The organism is Rhodopseudomonas sp. P2A-2r, from assembly GCF_026015985.1.
Classification (GTDB): domain Bacteria; phylum Pseudomonadota; class Alphaproteobacteria; order Rhizobiales; family Xanthobacteraceae; genus Tardiphaga.
The window spans coordinates 6,075,718-6,095,476 of record NZ_CP110389.1 but is presented as its reverse complement, the minus strand read 5'-3'; the positions used below and the strand labels follow the sequence as shown (position 1 = coordinate 6,095,476).

The window sequence follows — 19,759 nt, the reverse complement described above, 5'->3', positions numbered from 1 at the left end:
TGCTTCGTTCGGCCGACCCTCCCCACCGCAAGGGCGGGGAGGGAAATCGCAGCCGCCGTCGTTTCAATTACGCCACTTGCTGATCGAGGATCTTGACCGCGTTCTCGAGATCGACCGAGACCAGCTGCGAGACGCCGCGCTCCGCCATGGTGACGCCGTAGAGGCGGTTCATCCGCGCCATGGTGATCGGGTTGTGGGTGATGGTGATGAAGCGCGTCTCGGTGGTCGAGGCCATCTCGTGCAGTAGGTTGCAGAAACGCTCCACGTTGTGGTCGTCGAGCGGCGCGTCGACTTCGTCGAGCACGCAGATCGGCGACGGGTTGGTCAGGAACACCGCGAAGATCAGCGCGAGTGCGGTCAGTGCCTGCTCGCCGCCGGACAGAAGCGACAGGGTCTGCGGCTTCTTGCCGGGCGGTTTTGCCACGATATCGAGACCCGCCTCGAGCGGATCGTCGCTCTCGATCAACTTCAATTCCGCCTCGCCGCCGCCGAACAGTTCGACGAACATCCGCTTGAAGTGGCCGTTGACGATGTCGAACGAGGTCAGCAGCCGCTCGCGGGCTTCCTTGTTGAGGCTCTGGATGCCCTGACGCAGCCGCTTGATGGCTTCGACCAGGTCGTCGCGCTCGGTGGCCAGGCTGTTGTGCGAGCCTTCGACCTCATTCAACTCTTCTTCCGCGCGAAGATTGACGGCGCCGAGCCGCTCGCGGTCGCGGCGCATCTTTTCCAGCTCGGCCTCGACCTCGTGCAGGTTGGGCAGGTCGTCGCCGTGCTTGAGTTCGGCCATGGCGGCGACCGCTTCCGGCTCCACTTCCAGCATGTCACGGATTTCCCGCTCGATGTCCTCGAGGCGGCGACGGGTGCCTTCCATGCGCTCGTCCGCGCGGGCGCAGGCCTCGCGGGCGCTCGACAGGGCCTCCAGCGACGACTTGGCGTCGCGGTCGGTCTCCTTCATGGCGTTTTCGGCGGTCTGCAGTGCGTCGGCAGCGAGCTGGCGCTCCTGCTCGGCGGTCTCTACTTCGCTGATCAGCGCGCGGCGCTTCTGCGCGTAGAGTTCGGGCGCATCTTCCAGCTCGGCGCGTTCGGCGGTGACTTCGGCGACACGCGACGCCACGGTCTCGACCTGCGAGGTGGCGCTGCGCTGGCGGTTCTGCCATTCGCTGCGCTCGGCGATGATCGCCTGCAGCCGGCGGTCGGCGAGCTCGGCGTCGCGCGCCAGCGCCTGGGCTTCGGCGCGCACCTGCGCGGCGAGCCGGCGATGGCCCTCGATCTCGCCGCGCACCGCGGCAAGCTGGGCTTCGGCATCGCCCGACGGCGGCAGCTCCTCGAGCGCCGCCATGGCGTTTTCGTGCATGGCTTCGGCTTCGGCGCGGTCGGCGGCGAGGCGGGTCTGGGCTTCGGTCAGCGCCGACTTGCGGGCGGCGTGGCGGTTGATCTCGCGTTCGGCATTGGCGTGGCGCTCGCGCGTCGCATCCAAGTCGCGGCGGGCGTTGCGCATGGCGTCGCGGGCGGCGGTCTCCGCGGCGGCGGCCTGCTTCAGCCGTGTTTCGGCGGATTCCAGCATCTCGCGCTTCTCGGCGGCTTCCTCGCGGGCCATTTCCAGCTCGGCCTCGATATCGGCGAGGCGGGCGCGTTCGGCAAGACGGCGGGCGGCGCCCGACGGCGCATGCGCGGCGGCGACGAAGCCGTCCCAGCGCCAGACGTCGCCTTCCAGCGACACCAGTCGCTGGCCGGTCTTCAGCTGCGACACCAGCGCGGCGCCCTGGTCCTTGGCAACGACGCCGATCTGCTTCAGACGGCGCGCCAGCTCGATCGGCGCATTGACGTGATCGGCGAGGCGTTCGACGCCTGCCGGCAATTCCGGGTCGCCCTCGACGACGCCAGTGCCGGTCCAGCGCATGGGCGCCGAGGGATCGACGGGCGCGTCGAGATCGTCGCCCAGCACGGCGCCGAGCGCTTTTTCATAGCCCTTGGAGACGGTGACGCCGTCGATGATCGGCGGCCACAGGTTCTTGGTCTCGCCATTGACCAGCTTGGCGATGGTGCGGGCTTCGGTTTCGAGGCGCTGCACGCGCTTGTCGGCTTCGTTGAGCGGGGCGCGCGAGGCTTCCAGCGCCTGGCGGGCCTGCACATGGGCGCTCTCGCTGTCGCCGGCATTGAATTCCGACTGCGCCAGGATTTCCTGCGCGGTCTCCATCAGGGCGGCGAGTTCGTCGAGATCGCCGAAGCCGGAGGTCTGCGCCACCAGGCGCTCGACCTCGGCCTGCACGCCGGCGATGTCCTGATCCAGCTTGGCAAGCTTGTCGCTATGGGCGCGGACGCTGTTGGCGAGCTGGTTGCGCTTGGCCGACTGGTCGGCATGGGCGGTGGTCAGTTCGGTGAAGGTGCGCTCGGCCATGGCGAGGATCGCCTCGGCCTCGGCGACGCGCTCGTTGACGCCGTCGCGCTGCTCGACGCGGCCCATGATTTCTTCCCGGAGCATCATGTCCTCGTCGTCGAGGCGCAGCAAAGCCGCCGCGGCGTCTTCCGACTGCTTCAATTCGCGGGCGACGTCGCTCTCGAACTGCGCCAGCCGGCGATCCAGCTCGGCGACGCGCTCCTTGGCGCGGACTTCCTCGCGGTCGAGCAGTTCGCGGGCATTGGTCAGGCGCTGCAGGGAGGCGGCGGCGCGGGCCTCGGCCTCGCGCAAAGCCGGCAGCTCGGAGGCGCGGATCGCCTGGATACGGGCGGATTCGCCCTGTTCGCGGGTCCGCTCGGCGAGCTCGCGGACATTGAGGTCATGGGTCTGCTGGGCCTCGGCCACGTCGGCATGGGCTTCCAGCCAGCGCAGGTGGAACAGGGTCGCCTCGGCCTTGCGCACCTTCTGCGCCACTTCGCGGTAGCGGATCGCCTGGCGGGCCTGCTTCTTCAGGCCCTCCATCTGGCCGGACAGCTGGCCGATCACGTCCTCGACGCGGGTGAGATTGGTTTCGGCGGCCTTGAGGCGCAGTTCGGCTTCGTGGCGGCGGGCATGCAGGCCGGCGACGCCGGCGGCGTCTTCCAGCACGCGGCGGCGCTGTTCCGGCTTGGCCTGGATGATTTCGCCGATCTTGCCCTGGTGGACGAGGGCGGGGAGCGCGCGCCGGTGGCGGCGTCGGCAAACAGGATCTGGACGTCGCGGGCGCGCACGTCGCGGCCGTTGATGCGGTAGGTGGAGCCGGCGTCACGCTCGATGCGGCGGGAAATCTCCAGCATTTCCATGTCGTTGACAGCGGCCGGCGCGGTCCGGTCGGCATTGTCGATGGTCATCACCACTTCGGCGTGGTTGCGCGAGGCGCGGTTGCCGGAGCCGGCGAAGATCACGGCATCCATGTCGGCCGCGCGCAGCGACTTGTGCGAGGTCTCGCCCATCGCCCAGCGCAGCGCCTCGACCAGATTCGACTTGCCGCAGCCGTTCGGCCCGACAACGCCGGTCAGACCGGGCTCGATGTGGAAATCGGTGGGTTCGACGAAGGACTTGAACCCGTGCAGGCGCAGGCGCGTGAGTTTCATGGACAGGTTACTCTATTCATCGAACAGGATGCGACAGGTCGCGATTCTCCAGCCGCCATCCTACCACATCTGGTAGAAAAGCGCTTCAGGAGACTCGCCCCTAGCGGTGATCAGGCCGGGACAATGGCGACATGGGCGCCGGAGGGCAACGGGGCCGTCGGGCTTTTCCAGAGGTGATTGCGGGGGAAAAAGGGGGAAGGGCGCGATAAAAGGCTTGGTGGATCGAAAGGCGGATGATCCCGCCCCTCAGGTCGTCACGTCAGGTCGTCATCGCTGAGATCGGTGAGCTTGATCAGGTGGTGTAGCCGCCCTCGCCCCCATCGCGCTTTCCTTCGCCTTGCGCGATCGGCTACGTTGCGCCGCAATGATGCGGGGACGGGCGCTTGTTTGACGGGTTTTACAAGGTCGAGTACCAGGCCGGCGACGTGGTCGGCCGCAGCGTGATGTATGTTCATGAGGGCCGGCTGCTGGGCGGCAATTCGGCTTTTGCCCATGTAGGCAGCTATGAGCGGGACGGCGACGAGATCGTGTGCCGGGTCGCCGGCCAGCGCCACACCGTCGATCCGCGCTTCCGCACGCTGTACGGCTCCGATGACGATCGCATCGTCACCCGCGGTCGCGCCGACGGGCCGCTCTATCGCTTCGCAGGCGGCCGGCCGCAGGACAATGGCATCACGTTCCGCTCGGTGATGACGCCGCTCGACGAGGAGTCGCTGCCTTTGGCGGGCACGGTCGGCGCCGGCGGCGCGGTCAACGGGCTGTATTCGGTGCAGATTCGGCTGCGCGACGGGCTGGCGGGCGGCCTCACCGGGGTGATGCTGCTGCGGGACGGCCGGCTGCTCGGCGGCGATGCGTGCTTCTATTATCTCGGCGCCTACAGCTCATCCGACGGCCAGTGGAGGGGCGAGATCGTCAACCAGGAGCACACGCCGGCCAGCGCCGATCCGATCTTCGGCGGCCACGAGGTCGGCATCGGCTTTTCGGGCCATTGCGACGCCCATGGCGCCGACTGGCGGGCCACTGCCTTCACCGGAAAACGCAGCCTGCAGCTCACCGCCACGCTGACGCTGCTGCATCAAAGCTGATGCGCGCTCAGATATCGCGGGCGTAGCCGCTCGGCCGCCGCGCCCCCGGCACCACGCAGACCGCCACGCACAGGCCGACCAGCGCCAGCCCGATCAGATCGATCAACAAATGTTCAAACATGAAATGCCCCCGAAAACCGTTAGAATGGGAGGCAAGTTTTTAAGCGGTCATTAACGCGTGGCGCGTTCGCGCAAGACGGTTAATGGCGGCGGGAACATCCGACTGTGGTGCCCCGGACGCGGTGCAGCGCAGGCGATGCGTAGCATCGCGGCGCTGCTCCGCAGATCCGGGACCGTACCGAACACCGCGTTCCCCAGCGGCCCCGGATCAGCAGCGCACCACGCGGCAAGTGCCGCGCGTTGCGCAGCATCCGGGGAGCGAGCGCCCAGATGCGTCAGCTCTTCAGGAGCGGGGTGATCTTCTTGGAGAATTCCTCGAACGAGGTTTCGCCGGTCAGCTTCTCGCCGTTGATGAAGAAGGTCGGGGTCGAGTTGACCTTGAGCACTTCGTTGGCGAACTTCTGGTCGGCGGCGATCTTGTCGAGCAGCGCCTGGTCCTTCAGGCAGTCCTCGACCGCCTGCTGGCTGAGGCCGGCCTGCTTGCCGATCCGGGTCAGGGTGGCGGCGGTGTCCTTCATGACCCAGTCGTTCTGCTGCTTGAACAACAGGTCGATCACGGCAAAGTACTTCGGCGCGTCGTCCTTGGCGATGCAGCGCGCCAGCATCGAGCCGGCAGCGGCCTTGATGTCGAGCGGGAATTCGCGGAACACGAAGCGGATCTTGCCGGTGTCGATGAAGGCTTCCTTGATCTTCGGGAACACCTGTTCGGTGAAGGCCGCGCAATGCGGGCAGGTCATCGAGGCATATTCGGTGACGGTCACGGCAGCGTCCTTGGGACCGAGCACCATGTCCGGCAGCGACACCGGCTTGGCGACATCGGCGGCGCTCTGGGCGAAGGCCTCGCCGATCAGCTGCAGCGGCGACAGGCCGATGGCCGCGGCGACGCCGGTGAGAGCGAGGGCGGCGGTGAAGTCACGGCGCGTGATGATCAACGGAATGCTCCATATCGGCGCGGCGCGCCCGTAAATGTCTGTGTTGGCTAGCTTGAAACCACAATTGTGGCAAGCGCGCGCCGCTCACGGCGGCGGCTGCCGGCTCAATTTCGCTTGATCGCCGCGCCCAGCCGGGCCAGCGCCTCGCGCAATTCCTCATCCTCCACCGAGCCGAGCGTCTGCCCGACCCGGGCGACGGCGGCGGGGTCGAGCGGCGCGATGGTCTTGCGGACCTTGGGCCGGCTGAGCGGCGCCTGGCGCAGCGCGATCTTGCCGATCGCATTCCAGCCGAAGAAGCGGTTGACCCGCTGCAGGATGGCGTCGGAGGAATGCTGGATCTCCAGCGCCATCGGTCCCTCGACGCGCAGGATCAGGGTGGCCGGCTGCTCGGGCTGGCCTTCCACCGGCCGCGGCCACTGGATCTTCAGCGGCTCGGAGAATTTGGCCACGTCGGCGCCGGCGATCTCGGCCCAGCGGGTCACCAGTTCCCGCGACGCAAAGCCCTGCTTGGCATAGGCGTCGGCAAATACCCCGCCGAGCAGCAGGGACAGGGGTTTTGCCGAGATGTAGCCGGGCTTTCGCATGCTGCGTTCTAGCACCTTGCGTGGGGCAGTGCAGCCGGAGTTATGCAGCGTGGGGGCGGTTGTAGGATGGGTTGAGCCCTTGCGAAACCCATCGACTTGCTGCCGAGGGATTGATGGGTTTCGCGAAGGGCTCAACCCATCCTACGCACTGGCCACGGCCTGATTCTGATTTTACAATGCGGCGTGCCCGCCTCAACAGTCATCAAAGCCCGTAAGACAAAAGCCGCCTTCGCCGCCGCCGACCGTCCGGCGCAACTGCTCGCCTGGTACGACCGGCACCGGCGCAAACTGCCGTGGCGGCCGCTGCCGGGTGGCACCATCGATCCGTACCGGGTCTGGCTGTCGGAAATCATGCTGCAGCAGACCACGGTGCAGGCGGTCGGTCCCTATTTCGAGAAATTCCTCGCGCGCTGGCCGACGGTGGCCGATCTCGGCGCGGCCTCGCAGGATGACGTGCTGCGGATGTGGGCCGGGCTCGGCTATTACTCGCGCGCCCGTAACCTGCACGCCTGCGCGGTGGCGGTGCTGCGCGACCATGGCGGCGCCTTTCCGGATACCGAAGCGGGGCTGCGCAGCCTGCCGGGCATCGGGCCATATACGGCCTCGGCCATCGCGGCCATCGCCTTTGCCCGTCAGTGCATGCCGGTGGACGGCAACATCGAGCGCGTGGTGTCGCGGCTTTATGCCGTCGAAGAAGCGCTGCCCAGGGCGAAGCCGCAGATCCAGGCGCTGGCCACCACCTTGCTCGGACCAAAGCGCGCCGGCGACAGCGCGCAGGCGCTGATGGATCTCGGCTCGACCATCTGCACGCCGAAGAAGCCGGCCTGCGCGCTGTGCCCGATCAATGACGGCTGCGCGGCGCGCAGGCGCGGCGATCAGGAGATGTTCCCGCGCAAGGCGCCGAAGAAGACCGGGCTGCTACGGCGCGGTGCCGCCTTCGTGGTGACGCGCGGCGAAGAGTTGCTGGTGCGCACCCGCGCCGAAAAAGGCCTGCTCGGCGGCATGACCGAGGTGCCGGTGTCGGATTGGCTGGCCGGCCATGACGACAAGGCGGCGCTGGCCCAGGCGCCGGCGTTGAAGAGCGTGGCGCGCTGGCATCGCAAGGTCGGCGTGGTCAGTCATGTGTTCACGCATTTTCCGCTGGAGCTGGTGGTCTACACGGCGCAGGTGCCGGCGCGCAGCCGTGCGCCTGATGGCATGCGCTGGGTGCCGGTGGCCACCTTGCACGACGAGGCGCTGCCCAACCTGATGCGCAAGGTGATCGCCCACGGGCTCGGCTGACGCTCAGGCGACCTGCGAACCCGGCGTCAGTCTGGCCGGCTCGAACACCGTCCGGTTGCGACCGTCGTTTTTCGCCTGATACAGGCCCTGGTCGGCGCGCTCGATGATGTCCTGCACGTCGCGGTCGTTGTCCGCCAGCAGGGCGATGCCGATCGAGACGGTCGCCGAAATCCGCGTCGCGCCTTCGCCGACGGCGGTCTGCTCGATCATACAGCGAATGCGGTCGGCCACGATCCGTGCGTCGCCCTCATCGACCTCGCGCAGCAGCACCATGAATTCCTCGCCGCCGAACCGCGCCGCGCGGTCGGTGGCCTTGATGTTGCCGACGATGATGCTGGCGATGTGTTTTATGGCGCCGTCACCGGCGGCATGGCCATGGCGGTCGTTGATCTGCTTGAAATGATCGATGTCGATCATCAGCACCGCCATGCTGCGCCGGTAGCGCAGGCTGAAGGCCATGGCGTCGTCGGCGGCAGCCAGAAAGGCGCGGCGGTTCATCAGGTCGGTGAGGAAGTCGGTGTCAGCCAGCCGCCGCAACTTGCTGATGTCATCCTTGAACTGCATGGCATTCTCGGTGGCGCGCGCTTCAGCTACCCTGGTCTGCTCTTCGGCGAAGCCGATACGACGCAGCAGCGAGCGCAGGGCGCGCGTCAGCTGCACCACTTCCACCGAGCCGTTGTGGCGCGGCAGCATGGTCGGCCCCGAGGTGCGTCCGATCCGGTCTGCCTCGATCGTGATGGCGCGGATCGGCCGTGAAATGCGCAGCGCGATGAAGAACGCGAAGGCGACGCCGGCCAGCCCGGTGATCGCGCCGGTGATGAGGATGGTCTTGGCGGAGCGAACCGCTGCGGCGAGTGCCACGCTGGCCGGCTGGCTCGCGGTGACGATCCAATCCAGCCCCTGATAGTCGCGGTGCCCCTTGCCGACATAGAACGCTGTCAGCATGGAGGTTGCGCCGGCGGTTTCGACGAACGCGCCCGAGCGGGATGCAAGAATGTCACTCAGGCGGCTACCGCTGAACTTGACGGTGCCGGGGCTCTGGCCGACCAGAACGGTGCCGCTGCGCGACGTCACGGCGATCCGGGTGTCGGTATTGCCGTCGTTGTCTTCGGCGTTGGCGATCAGGCTGCGCGCCCAGTCCCAGTTCAGGTGGCCGCCCAGCACACCGATGACGTCGCCGGGGCTGTCCCTGACGGGAACCGCGATGTCGACAAAACGATAGGGATCTCCGTCGGCGCGCTGCGCCAGCAGCGACGACAGCAACTGCGCCTCGTGCACGTCGCCGATCGTGCTCTCGCTGAGGCCGGCCTTGAACCATGGACGCGCGGCAACGGACACCCCTTCCAGCAGGCCTCCGGTCGCCGCCGCCACCATGCCGTCAGAGCGCGCAAAGCCGATCCATGCGAAATCGGAAAACGAATGCTGCAACTGATTGAGCGCCTTGCGCAGGGTTGCGGGGTCATTCTGCCAAAGCGTGCGGAGCGTCTCCAGTTCGGAGAACAGGCGCACTTCCTGCTGGCGCACCGCCATGTAGCGATCCAGCCGCTCGGCGGTGGTGGAGGCCACGCTGGCCAGCCGGATGTTCACCTGCGAGGCGGTGTTGCTGTAACTGACGAACGCCGCCCCGATGGCGAGCAACCCGACCAGGATCACACTCAACGCCGCCACCGCCGCGGCAATCTGCGTGCGGACCGTCAGGCGATCCTCGAAGGCGTGAAGCAGGCCCGTCAGTTCTTTCAACAACATGTATCGATGGGTCCTGTTGGTTCGCCTTCTGACATAGTGCTGTTGCGATTTGCTAACGGTGGTCCGACGCGTTGCGATCATGTTCAACGTCGTGTGAACGGCGCGAGTTCCGCTGCGGAACCCGTTGCGATCAGCCGCACGCGATGGCGGCACAGGCGCAATTGCGAAACTTTCTTTAAGCGAAATGCAATCAAGGGCTGCCAAGGTGACCTGAACATGGCCGGGCAGTTGTGGGAAACCTTAACGCTTCGTTTAACAAGGTGGCCTAATACCACTCGCCTGCTTTCCCGCATACGTTACGACCGGATCTGAAATGTCCAAGCACGTCACGCCGAGCGGCCGCGAGACCTTCTTTCCCGCATCCGACCTGATCGTTTCGAAGACTGACCTCAAGGGCCGGTTGACCTATGCCAACCGGTTGTTTTGCAAGGTCGCCGGCTACACCGAGGCCGAGCTGATCGGCGCGCAGCACAGCATCGTCCGCCATCCCGATATGCCGCGCAGCGTGTTCAAGCTGCTGTGGGACACCATCGAGGATCGCCGCGAGATCTTCGCCTACGTCAAGAACATGGCGAAGGACGGCGACCATTACTGGGTCTATGCCCACGTGACGCCGTCGTTCGGCGCCGACGGCAAGATCTGCAGCTATCATTCCAATCGACGCGCACCGGCCCGCGACATCGTCGAGAAGACCATCGCGCCGCTCTATGCCGAGGTGCTCGCGATCGAGCGCCGCCATACCAACGGCAAGGACGCCGTCGCCGCCGGACACAAGGCCCTTGTGGATTTCGTTGCCTCGCAGAAAGTCAGCTATGACGAACTTATGTTTTCTCTCAAAAGCGCAGCTTAGCACGCTGCTCGTCATTGCCGCCTCGGTTACGGCACTCGTGCTTCAGCTCGCAGGGTTTCCGCTCGCCGCCATGGCCTGCTCGGCGCTGGCGATCGCCGCTGCGGCGCTGTCGCTGATGTGGGTGATGCGAGCCACGGCGCTGGTCACGCGTGCGACGAAGGTTTGCCATAGCATCGCGCAGGGCGATTTTGAAGCCCGCGTGCTGGCGATCCCGGTCGGCGGCGACATGGGAGAGCTGCTGCACAGCATCAACGACATGATCGACGGCTGCGACGCATTCGTCCGCGAATCCACTGCGGCGATGACCGCCCTGCATCACAATAAGTATTATCGCCGCATCCTGCCGGGCGGTTTGCACGGCGGGCTGCTGCAGGGCGCCAATGCCATGAATGCCGCCACCGACAGCATCGCGGCGCGCATCAAGCACTTCGAGCGGCAGACTGCCGAACTGGAAACCACCGTCAATGCCATCGTCAGCGCGCTCGACAGCGGCGCCGCGGAGATGAGCGGCACCGCCGGCAATCTGCGCGCCGGCGCCACCTCCACGCTTCAGCGCATGACTTCGGTGGCGGCGGCCTCCGAGCAGGCCGCGGCCAACATGCAGTCGGTCGCCTCGGCGACGGCAACGCTGTCGTCCACCGCCAGCGAAGTCGGCGCCGACATCCACCGCTCGGCCGACATCGCCGGTCGCGCCGTGGAGCGGGTTGCCGATGCCGCCAGCAATGTCGACGTGCTCCGCAACGTCGCCATGCGCATCAGCGAAGTCGTCAAGTCGATCAACGCCATCGCCAGCCAGACCAACCTGCTGGCGCTGAACGCCACCATCGAGGCGGCGCGCGCCGGCGATGCCGGCCGCGGCTTTGCCGTGGTCGCCCACGAGGTCAAATCGCTGGCGACGCAGACCGCCAATTTCACCGCCGAGATCGAGGCCCAGATCGGCCAGGTCAAATCGGCCACCGACAAGGTCAGCGATTCCATCACCGAGATCGGCACGGTCATCGCCGAGGTCAACGAGATCACCGGCAAGGTCGCCAGTGCCTCGGAGGCGCAGTCGGCGGCCACGGCCGGCATCGCCCGCAATGTCGACGAGGCGTTCGGCGTGGTGCGCGACATGTCCGCCAACATCCAGGCGTTGGCGGGTACGGCCAAGGAGACCGAGCAGCTCGCAACCTCGACCATGGCCGCGTCCGGCGATCTGTCGTCGCAGTCCGGTCTGCTGACCAAGGAAATCCGCCTCTATCTCGACCACGCCCGGCAAAACCTGGTGGATCAGACGGGCAGCAAGGCGGCGTAGCTATACTTGTAGGACGGGCAAAGCCTCGACCGCGCAAAGCGCGGCGAGGTGTGCCCACCACAAATGTGACACGCGTGAGGGTGGGCACGGCGCAAGAGCGCCTTTGTCCACCCTACGTTTTCAGCGCTTTCATCTCCTTTCCGATCTCCAGCATCACCTTGCGCAGCCAGATCGAGCCGGGATCGAACTGTGCCCGCGTCGGCGTGAACATGTATTGTTCGTCGATACCGGGATCGAGCGGCGGCGCGATCGTCGTCAACTCCAGAGATTTGGCGAGCGCTGCGATCAGACGGCGCGGCACAAAGGCGACGAGGTCACTGCGCGCCGATACGTGCAGCGCCTCGAGATAGCCCGGCACGGTCAGTGCAATTCGTCGCTCGATCCCCTGCGGCAACAGCCAGTTGTCGATCAGGTCCGCGTTGTTGCCGCGGATCACCACCGCGATATGCTTTGCCCTGAGAAAATCCGCGCGCCGCTTCAGCTTTGTCCCGGCGGGATGCCCGCGCCGCACCGCCAGCGCGTCGCTGTCGGTGTAGAGCAGTTGCCGGTGAAAGCCCTTGAAGGCATTGCCGATGCTGATCACCATGTCGATGGTGCGGGCGAACTCGGCATGGAAGATCGCCGGGCCGCGCCACGGCACAATGTCGATCTGCACGTTCGGCGCCAGCGCCGAGATCTTCGCCATTAGCGGCGGGACCAGCAGTTCGACCGCGAGGTCGGGCATCATCAGGCGGAAGCGCCGCTCGCTGCTGGTGGCATCGAAGCCCTCGGCAACGAACAGCCCGCGCACCTGCTCGAGCGCCTGTGCCAACGGCCCACGCAGAGCCTGCGCCCGTGGCGTCAGCTCCATGCGTGCGCCGACGCGCACCAAAAGCGGGTCGCCGAGAACGTCACGCAATCGCTGCAGTGCGTGGCTTGTGGCCGGCTGCGACAACCCGATACGCAGCGCGGCGCGGCTGACGCTGGCGTCGCGCAGCAGGGCATCGAGCGCCACCAGCAGGTTGAGGTCTATCGCAGCCAAATTCATGGCGTCGATATATATCATATCAACTATCGATTGGAAGAATACAGCGCGCTGCGCCATGTTGCGGTCATGGTCTCGTAACGAGGACAATCCGGATGACGTCATGCCGACAGCATCACGCCAATGTCGAAGCGCTATTCGACCGCTTTCCACGATCGTGGATGCCGCCGTTCCGATTCTCTACCTCGCTTGCGAGGCACCCTGAGCTCTTCGAACGTCACTATCGCTATCAGGAGATATTCATGAGCGTTGCTGCCAACAAAAGATTGATTCAGCAGATTTACACCGACTCCGCCAACCGCAGCGGCACCACCTTCGCCGACCACCTCGCCGACGACGTGTGCTGGATCGTCACCGGCCAATATTCATGGTCGCGCAGCTTCAAGGGGCGCGATGCGGTGGTGAACGGGCTGATGGGGCACTTCAGGTCGTTGTTCGACATCCGGCCGCGCACCGTGGCGTACAATTTTATCGCCGAAGGTGACACCGTCGTCGTCGAGGCCAAGGGCGACAATGTCACCAAGACCGGCGTCCGCTACGACAACGATTATTGCATGGTGTGGCGCATCGAGGATGGCCGGATCAAGCAGATCAAGGAGTATTGCGACTCGGCGCTGGTGGAGAAGGTGCTCGGTCCGTTTCCGCAGCTATGATCGGTAGCCCGGATGAGCCAACGGGTCGCGCTTCGCGCGCCCGATGATAAACTCCACGATATCCGGGGGCCGGAGGATCGCTTGAAACTCTGTCCCGGATGTCGTTTCCGCGCCGCAAGCGGCGCGGAAACTCATCCGGGCTACAGGCAGAGCTCTGTCCTCGCGATCAGGCGACCTTGGTGGCGAGGTGCTTGAACATGACGCTGCGCGCGGCATCGTCCATGTCGGGCTTCCAGGTGAAGCGGTCCTTGAGCGCGATGGCCTTGGCCGCTGCGGGCCGTGCGGAGATCGCATCCACCAGTCGCTTCACGTTGGCGTATTTTGCCAGCGCGTCGTCGCCGAGCACGAAGGCGGTCATCCGCGCCCAGCCCCAGACGTCCATGTCGACGATGGTGTAGCTGTCGCCGACCATGTAGGCGCGGCCGGCAAGCCGCTCGTTCAGTACCGTGAGATGGCGGTTGGCCTCGAACTGGTAGCGGTTATGGGCGTAATCGATCTTCTCGGGCGCGAAATGCTTGAAGTGCACGGCCTGGCCGAAAAACGGACCGACTCCGGTGGCGACGAACATCAGCCATGACAGCAGCTCGGCGCGGTCTTTGGCGCCGGCAGGCGGCAGGAACTTGCCGGTTTTCTCGGCGAGGTAGAGCAGGATGGCATTGCTGTCGAACACCACGACACCGTCATCGTCGATGGCCGGCACCTTGGCATTCGGATTGATGGCGAGATAGTCGGGATCGAACTGGCCGCCGGTGCGGGTATCGACCGGGACGGGCTCGTAGGGCAGGCCGAGCTCCTCGAGCAGCAGCGCGACCTTGGTCGGATTCGGCGAACCGTTGAAATAGAACTTCAGCACGGCATATCTCCCTGGAATTCTCTGCGGGCAAAGCGACACCGCATGCGCGGCCATTGTCCGGTGCTTGGAATTGGCAGCCAAGGCAAGCGACGTTTTCGTGAAGGCCGGGCTGCAGACCGGGAAAGCCGCAACGCCCCGGCCACGCCCGGCAGATGCGGTCGATCGCGCCGGCGGCCTGACGGCTCGAACCGGCGCTAGTCTCCAGCTTGAAGCGAGAGCGGCGCGGTGCGCTACCGGCACCTAGGCCTTGATATCGGTGATGAAACCCGGGCTGCCGCCCTTTTCAATCTGCTTCTGTGCAGCCTGCTTGACCATGTCCGCGATCTTTTGCTCGATTGCTTTCTGCTGGTCCGGCGGCATGCTTTTCAACTGCCCTTCGGTGACGCCAATGCTCGACAGCATGGCGGCGCGCATCCTGTCGGCCGGCGACATCTTGGTGAAGGCGCGAAATTTGTCCTCGGCACTCTCGGGCGCGATGGCCTTGTCGAGGCTGCCCTTGCTGGCCTTGATGCTGCTCGAGAGCGTGGACGTAAACATGCTGGATACGATTGAGCTGGCCATCGGGATCTCCCGCGTTGTGAGGCGTCAAGCACCCCCACGCAAAATCCGGACCATGGAAATATTCAGCAACACCAGGTATTTGAGGTTGCGCGGTGGCGGGAGGGCGTTGCCGCCCGGCAAGCCTTGCCGGCAGACCTTGCCGGTCTATGGCGTGTCCCCGCGTCGATCGCCACGCACAGCAACGCCGCCGGCCGCCCGGCGGCATTGTGTAGTGTAGTTCATGTCTTTGGAAATCGGCGCGGTGGGCACGACGCAAGTGCGCCGTTGCCGACCATGCCAGGCGATGGAGGGATTATACCCCGTCCATCTCGCTGCGGATCTGGGCACGCAATTCGTCGATGAGCCGCAGGCCCTTCTTGGTCTCGAGGTGCCAGAAGGTCCAGCCGTTGCAGGCGGCGGAGCCCTGGGCGACTGCGCCCATGCGGTGGATCGAGCCGACCTTGTCGCCGAACAGGATGGCGCCGTCGGCGCGCACCAAAGCGCCGTGGCGCTTCTTGGCATCGACGAGTTTCGTCCCGGGCGTGATCATGCCGCGCTCCACCAGTTCGGAGAACGCGACGCGGGGGCAGAACGCGCGGTCATGAACGGGGCGAGGGTGGCGTCGGGCAGAGGCTCGATCGCGGCGATGCGCGCTTCGGCCGCGGCGGCGTAGTCGCGGTCGCGCTCGAAGCCGATGTAGCTGCGGCCGAGCCGCTTGGCGACGGCACCGGTGGTGCCGGTGCCGTTGAACGGATCGATGACCAGATCGCCGGGCTTCGATGACGACAGCAGCACGCGGGCGAGCAGGCCTTCGGGCTTCTGGGTCGGGTGCACCTTCTTGCCGTCGGCGCCCTTCAGGCGCTCGTCGCCGGTGCACAGCGGAATCAGCCAGTCGGAACGCGCCTGGACATCTTCATTCGCGGCCTTCAGGGCCTCGTAGTTGAAGGTATAGCCCTTGGCGTTCTCGTCGCGCGCGGCCCAGATCATGGTCTCGTGCGCATTGGTGAAGCGGCGGCCGCGGAAGTTCGGCATCGGGTTGGACTTGCGCCACACGATGTCGTTGAGCACCCAGAACCCGAGGTCCTGCATGATCGAGCCGACGCGGAAGATGTTGTGGTAGGAGCCGATCACCCACAGGGTGGCCGACGGTTTCATGATCCGGCGCGCGGCCAGGAGCCAGGCGCGGGTGAAATCGTCGTAGGCGGCGAATGACGAGAACTTGTCCCAGTCATCGGTGACCGCATCGACATGCGATTCGTCGGGGCGCTTGAGATCGCCCTTCAGTTGCAGGTTGTACGGCGGATCTGCAAACACCAGATCGACCGACTGGGCCGGCAACTTTGACATCTCGGCGACGCAATCCCCGATGACGATACGGGAAGAGGGGCCGGATTCGAATTTGATGCGGGGCGCCCTTGCAGACGCCCCGCGAAGCGAAACAACCATGACTCAATTACTCTGACTCAGGCGACGCTGTCGGCGACGCGGGACTAAACAACCGACTGGCCACAACATGACGCGGCAAAGTAAAAATCGACTTAATTGCCATCGACTTCGTTACTGTTCATGCTAGGCAATAATTGCCGGGCAGGTTATTGCTGAATTCGATGGAAATTTTATGCGGTTGCCGCGTTGTGTGTCGGCGCGCGCTCCGCCAGCGGACTGAATAAAGGAAAGCCACCATGCGTTACGATGACTTCCGTCGCAGCGACAACATTGACGACCGTCGCGACGACGAAGGCGGCGGCGGTGGTGGCGGCGGTTTCGGCCTGCCGATGGGCGGCGGCGGTCTCGGCATCGGCACGGTGATCGTGCTCGGCCTGGTCGGCTGGGCGTTCGGCATCGATCCGCGCATCCTGATCGGCGGCGCCGAGATTCTCACCGGCGGCCAGCAGCAGGCGCCGACTTATCAGACGGACCGCCGCTCGGCGCCCTCCAAGGGCGGCGCGCCGACCGACGAGATGGGCAGCATGATTTCCGGCGTGCTCGGCGAGATCGACGACCGCTGGAGCGAGATCTTCCAGGCCAACGGCCAGAAGTATTCCGGCCCGCGCATCGTGCTGTTCAAGAATGCCACCAACGGTGGCCGCTGCGGCATGGCGCAAGCGGCGATGGGGCCGTTCTACTGTCCGCCGGACAAGCAGATCTTCCTCGACACCGGCTTCTTCCGCCAGGTCGAAACGCGTTTTCGCGGCTGCTCGGGCAATGCCTGCAAGTTCACCGCGGCCTACATCATTGCGCATGAGGCCGGCCACCACATCCAGAACCTGCTCGGCATCCTGCCGCGCGTGCAGCGGCTGCAGGAGCAGGCCGGCAGCAAGGCCGCGTCCAACGCGCTACAGGTCAAGGTCGAGCTGCAGGCCGATTGCCTGTCCGGCGTCTGGGTCAACCGCGAGGAGAAGAAGCGGCCGGGCTTCCTTGAGGCCGGCGACATCGACGCCGCGCTGCAGACCGCCTCGGCCATCGGCGACGATACGCTGCAGCGTCAGGCCCAGGGCCGCGTCGTGCCGGACTCCTTCACCCACGGTTCGGCCGAACAGCGCAAGCGCTGGTTCATGACCGGCTACCAGCAGGGTACCGTGCAGGCCTGCAACACCTTTGGCGCGCAGCAACTGTAAACTGGGTACGTTCCCCGGACGCGATGCAATACGCAGTATTGCTTCGCAGATCCGGGGCCCAGCTTTCTGCTACAACCGGGGTCCAGCATCTGCGGAGCGGCGCAAGAGCGCCGCACCGCGTGCGGGACACGAGAGGTCGACACCATGTCATCCACCGACGAAACCAAGATATTCATCCCGCTCAACATCGCGGTGCTCACGGTGTCCGACACCCGCGCGCTGGCCGACGACAAATCGGGCACCACGCTGGTCGATCGCCTCACCGCTGCCGGCCACAAGCTGGCGGCGCGCGAGATCGTCACCGATGACGTGCCGGCGATCCGCGCCGTGATTCAAAAGTGGATTGCCGATCCCGGCGTCGATGCCGTCATCACCACCGGCGGCACCGGCTTCACCGGGCGTGACGTCACGCCGGAAGCGATCGAGCCGTTGTTCGAGAAGCGCATGGACGGCTTCTCCATCGCCTTCCATATGCTGAGCCACGCCAAGATCGGCACGTCGACAATCCAGAGCCGGGCCACCGCCGGCGTTGCGGGCGCGACCTATATCTTCTGCCTGCCGGGATCGCCCGGCGCCTGCCGCGACGGCTGGGACGGCATCCTGGCAGCACAGCTCGATTACCGCACGCGGCCGTGCAACTTCGTCGAGATCATGCCGCGGCTCGACGAGCACCTGCGTCGCGGCAAGGCGAAGGGCGCCTCGGCCTGATCTGTCAGCGCCGGCGCAGGATGCGTGTGAGCCATCCGCGCAGGGTGCGCCGTGCCGCGCTGCAGGCTTCGATACGCAGCAGCTTCGCATTGGCCTTGTGAAACGCCAGTAGCTCCGGGGTGACGCGCCGCGGTGTGTCGCGCCGCGCCGACATTACAGGTCGCGCTCCCACGTCTCCCCGATCAGGTTCTGGCCGAAGCTGCGATGCGGCTCGGTCGATACCAGCACGAAGCCGGCCTGCTGATAGATTTTTCGCGCGGCGATGAGGATGCTCTGGGTCCACAGCGTGATCTTGCTGTAGCCGCATTGCCGGGCGAAGCCGATGCACTCCGCGACCAGCCGTTGTCCGAGCTGCTGGCCGCGCCCGGCCGGGTCCACCAGCAGCAGCCGCACTTTTGCGATGTCGTCCGACTGCCGGACCAGAAATATCGAGCCCACCGGCTGGCCGTCGATCTCGGCGATCCAGCAGCGCTCGCGGGAGGCGTCGAACGACGCCAGAAACTTGCCGGCGATCTCCGCCACCAGCGCCTCGAAGGACGCATCGAACCCATATTCGGCGGCATAGAGCGCGCCGTGGCTTTGCACCACCCAGCCGATGTCGCCGGGGATCGGCGCGCGCAGCGTCGCTTTCGGGCGCGCACGGGCCCGCGCATCGAGCAGTCGTTCGATGGTCGACATGGCCTGCGCTACCTGGTTGGCCTCGTGTGGCGCAAGCTGGCTGAGCATCGCGCCGATGTCGGCATGCGAGCTGCGATCGAGCCGGCCGGACGCCAGGCGGCCTTTGGCGGTCAGGCCGAGCTGGTACTGGCGGCGATCGGTCGGCAATGGCCGGCGGGTGACCAGGCCCTTGTCGGCAAAATTCTGGACGATGCGGCTGAGATAGCCGGCGTCGATGTCGAGGGCGGTGGCGATCTCCTTCGCCGACGGCGCCTCGCGATGCGCGAGTTCGTACAGCACCCGCGCTTCAGTGAGCGAATAGGGACTGTCGAGGAACTGCTGCTCGAGCACGCCGAGCCGGCGGGTATAGAAGCGGTTGAAGTCGCGGACCGCGGCGATCTGCTGATCGGAGATGGTCGGTGTCATGGTCGTGTGTCCGGCAAGCCTCAATGGTTGCCAATGTCAATCAATTGGTTGCTTTTAGCAAGTAATTTGTGAGGCGCCGTTCGTAGGATGGGTAGAGCCAACGGGTCGCGCGAAGCGCGCCCGATGATAAACTCCGCGAAACCCATCGTGTCTGTGCGGGTGATTGATGGGTTTCGCGAAGACGCTCGACCCATCCTGCGCTGCCACGCCGTTGCATTCGTTCAGGCGACGATGATCCGGCTGCGCAGCAGGGTGCGCGAGGAACGGCCCAGCCGGCGCAGCAGGCGGGCTTCGGCGCGGGCGGCATCGGCGTAGCCGCCGAGCCGGTCGTAATGCTCGCGGGCGATCAGCAGGCCTTGATCCGCGGAAGGTCCGAGCATCAGGCGGCCGAGCAGTTTCAGCCCGTCGCGCAGGGTCGACTCCGAATAGGGCGAGCGGGCATAGCGGAAGATTCCCGCTCGGGGTTTATCGCTTCCCGACATCCGCTGGATGAACTGGCTGGTTTCCTCGATCCAGCCGGCGTCGAGCACGGCGCCGGCATGCAGGAACATCAGCCATGGCGAGCGCGACTGCCGGGCGCCGGCGGCCATTGCTGCGGCGCGCGAGCCCTGGAACGACAGGAAGCCGCAGCCGGCGACATCGGCGACGTGCTCGATGACGCCGTTATCGGCGCGGTCGACCAGCAGCACTTCCTTGATCACGCCCGCGGCAGCGCCGGGCACCAGCGCGGCCAACGTGGCGACGGCAGGCTGTTCGACGCCTTCGGTGGGGATGATCACGCTGAGCATGGGCGGAGGGGAGTACCTTTTTGATGCGAAACCGTGGCACGGTTATCATTTTGTCGCAATCAAATCAGC

16 protein-coding genes and 2 pseudogenes are annotated in these 19,759 nt (G+C 65.8%); 7 read left to right on the top strand and 11 right to left on the bottom strand.

Annotated features, from left to right (window positions below; all coding sequences use genetic code 11):
• Positions 1-67: 67 nt before the first annotated feature.
• Positions 68-3,531 (bottom strand): annotated as a pseudogene (locus tag ONR75_RS29350) (chromosome segregation SMC family protein).
• Positions 3,532-3,914: 383 nt separating this feature from the next.
• Here ONR75_RS29350 and ONR75_RS29345 point away from each other — a divergent pair.
• The gene (locus tag ONR75_RS29345; protein ID WP_265080345.1) at positions 3,915-4,616 is read left to right on the top strand and encodes a GrlR family regulatory protein; all 702 of its coding nucleotides are present in this window, start codon (positions 3,915-3,917) and stop codon (positions 4,614-4,616) included.
• Between the two features lie 395 nt (positions 4,617-5,011).
• On the opposite strand, the gene ONR75_RS29340 is transcribed toward ONR75_RS29345, so the two are convergent.
• On the bottom strand, positions 5,012-5,668 hold the full coding sequence (locus tag ONR75_RS29340) for a DsbA family protein (protein ID WP_265080344.1): 657 nt from the start codon (positions 5,666-5,668) through the stop codon (positions 5,012-5,014).
• 104 nt (positions 5,669-5,772) lie between these two features.
• Entirely contained in the window at positions 5,773-6,252 is a 480-nt protein-coding gene (locus ONR75_RS29335) for a DUF721 domain-containing protein (protein WP_265080343.1), read from the bottom strand.
• Positions 6,253-6,435: 183 nt separating this feature from the next.
• On the opposite strand from ONR75_RS29335, the gene mutY reads away from it, so the two are divergent.
• Positions 6,436-7,533, top strand: a complete 1,098-nt coding sequence (gene mutY / locus ONR75_RS29330) for an A/G-specific adenine glycosylase (protein WP_265080342.1) — start codon at positions 6,436-6,438, stop codon at positions 7,531-7,533.
• 3 nt (positions 7,534-7,536) lie between these two features.
• Here the strand turns inward: mutY and ONR75_RS29325 are convergent, their stop codons facing one another.
• Entirely contained in the window at positions 7,537-9,279 is a 1,743-nt protein-coding gene (locus ONR75_RS29325; RefSeq protein ID WP_265080341.1) for a sensor domain-containing diguanylate cyclase, read from the bottom strand.
• Between the two features lie 313 nt (positions 9,280-9,592).
• Here ONR75_RS29325 and ONR75_RS29320 point away from each other — a divergent pair, with 313 nt between their 5' ends.
• Together ONR75_RS29320 and ONR75_RS29315 are read left to right on the top strand one after the other, a co-directional pair.
• Positions 9,593-10,129, top strand: coding sequence for a PAS domain-containing protein (locus ONR75_RS29320; protein ID WP_265080340.1), 537 nt, complete (start codon positions 9,593-9,595; stop codon positions 10,127-10,129).
• Positions 10,092-11,423, top strand: a complete 1,332-nt coding sequence (locus ONR75_RS29315) for a methyl-accepting chemotaxis protein (RefSeq protein ID WP_265080339.1) — start codon at positions 10,092-10,094, stop codon at positions 11,421-11,423. Before ONR75_RS29320 ends, ONR75_RS29315 begins: the two co-directional genes overlap by 38 nt.
• 112 nt (positions 11,424-11,535) lie before the next feature.
• On the opposite strand, the gene ONR75_RS29310 is transcribed toward ONR75_RS29315, so the two are convergent.
• Positions 11,536-12,450: a LysR family transcriptional regulator gene (locus ONR75_RS29310; RefSeq protein ID WP_265083844.1), complete on the bottom strand. Its 915-nt coding sequence runs from the start codon at positions 12,448-12,450 to the stop codon at positions 11,536-11,538.
• A gap of 239 nt (positions 12,451-12,689) precedes the next feature.
• On the opposite strand from ONR75_RS29310, the gene ONR75_RS29305 reads away from it, so the two are divergent.
• Positions 12,690-13,100 carry a nuclear transport factor 2 family protein gene (locus tag ONR75_RS29305; RefSeq protein ID WP_265080338.1) on the top strand — a complete coding sequence of 137 codons (411 nt, stop codon included), beginning with the start codon at positions 12,690-12,692 and terminating at the stop codon, positions 13,098-13,100.
• A 166-nt stretch (positions 13,101-13,266) separates the two neighbouring features.
• Here the strand turns inward: ONR75_RS29305 and ONR75_RS29300 are convergent, their stop codons facing one another.
• The 3 genes and pseudogenes from ONR75_RS29300 to ONR75_RS29290 all read right to left on the bottom strand — a co-directional run bounded on the left by ONR75_RS29300 (position 13,267) and on the right by ONR75_RS29290 (position 15,939).
• Positions 13,267-13,953: a glutathione S-transferase family protein gene (locus tag ONR75_RS29300; protein WP_265080337.1), complete on the bottom strand. Its 687-nt coding sequence runs from the start codon at positions 13,951-13,953 to the stop codon at positions 13,267-13,269.
• Positions 13,954-14,193: 240 nt separating this feature from the next.
• Complete coding sequence (locus ONR75_RS29295; RefSeq protein WP_265080336.1) at positions 14,194-14,514, bottom strand: hypothetical protein; 321 nt, start codon at positions 14,512-14,514, stop codon at positions 14,194-14,196.
• Between the two features lie 292 nt (positions 14,515-14,806).
• A pseudogene (locus tag ONR75_RS29290) lies at positions 14,807-15,939 on the bottom strand (site-specific DNA-methyltransferase).
• 236 nt (positions 15,940-16,175) lie between these two features.
• Between ONR75_RS29290 and ONR75_RS29285 the strand changes: the two are divergent.
• Both ONR75_RS29285 and moaB read left to right on the top strand, forming a co-directional pair.
• Positions 16,176-17,111, top strand: a complete 936-nt coding sequence (locus ONR75_RS29285) for a neutral zinc metallopeptidase (protein ID WP_265080335.1) — start codon at positions 16,176-16,178, stop codon at positions 17,109-17,111.
• Positions 17,112-17,255: 144 nt separating this feature from the next.
• Positions 17,256-17,819 carry a molybdenum cofactor biosynthesis protein B gene (moaB, locus tag ONR75_RS29280; protein WP_265080334.1) on the top strand — a complete coding sequence of 188 codons (564 nt, stop codon included), beginning with the start codon at positions 17,256-17,258 and terminating at the stop codon, positions 17,817-17,819.
• A 4-nt stretch (positions 17,820-17,823) separates the two neighbouring features.
• Here the strand turns inward: moaB and ONR75_RS29275 are convergent, their stop codons facing one another.
• The 3 genes from ONR75_RS29275 to ONR75_RS29265 form a co-directional block, all read right to left on the bottom strand.
• Entirely contained in the window at positions 17,824-17,973 is a 150-nt protein-coding gene (locus ONR75_RS29275; RefSeq protein ID WP_265080333.1) for a hypothetical protein, read from the bottom strand.
• Positions 17,973-18,902 carry a helix-turn-helix domain-containing GNAT family N-acetyltransferase gene (locus tag ONR75_RS29270; RefSeq protein WP_265080332.1) on the bottom strand — a complete coding sequence of 310 codons (930 nt, stop codon included), beginning with the start codon at positions 18,900-18,902 and terminating at the stop codon, positions 17,973-17,975. The genes ONR75_RS29275 and ONR75_RS29270 overlap by 1 nt, the downstream gene beginning before the upstream one ends.
• 221 nt (positions 18,903-19,123) lie before the next feature.
• Positions 19,124-19,690, bottom strand: coding sequence for a glycosyl transferase (locus ONR75_RS29265; protein WP_265080331.1), 567 nt, complete (start codon positions 19,688-19,690; stop codon positions 19,124-19,126).
• Positions 19,691-19,759: the final 69 nt, after the last annotated feature.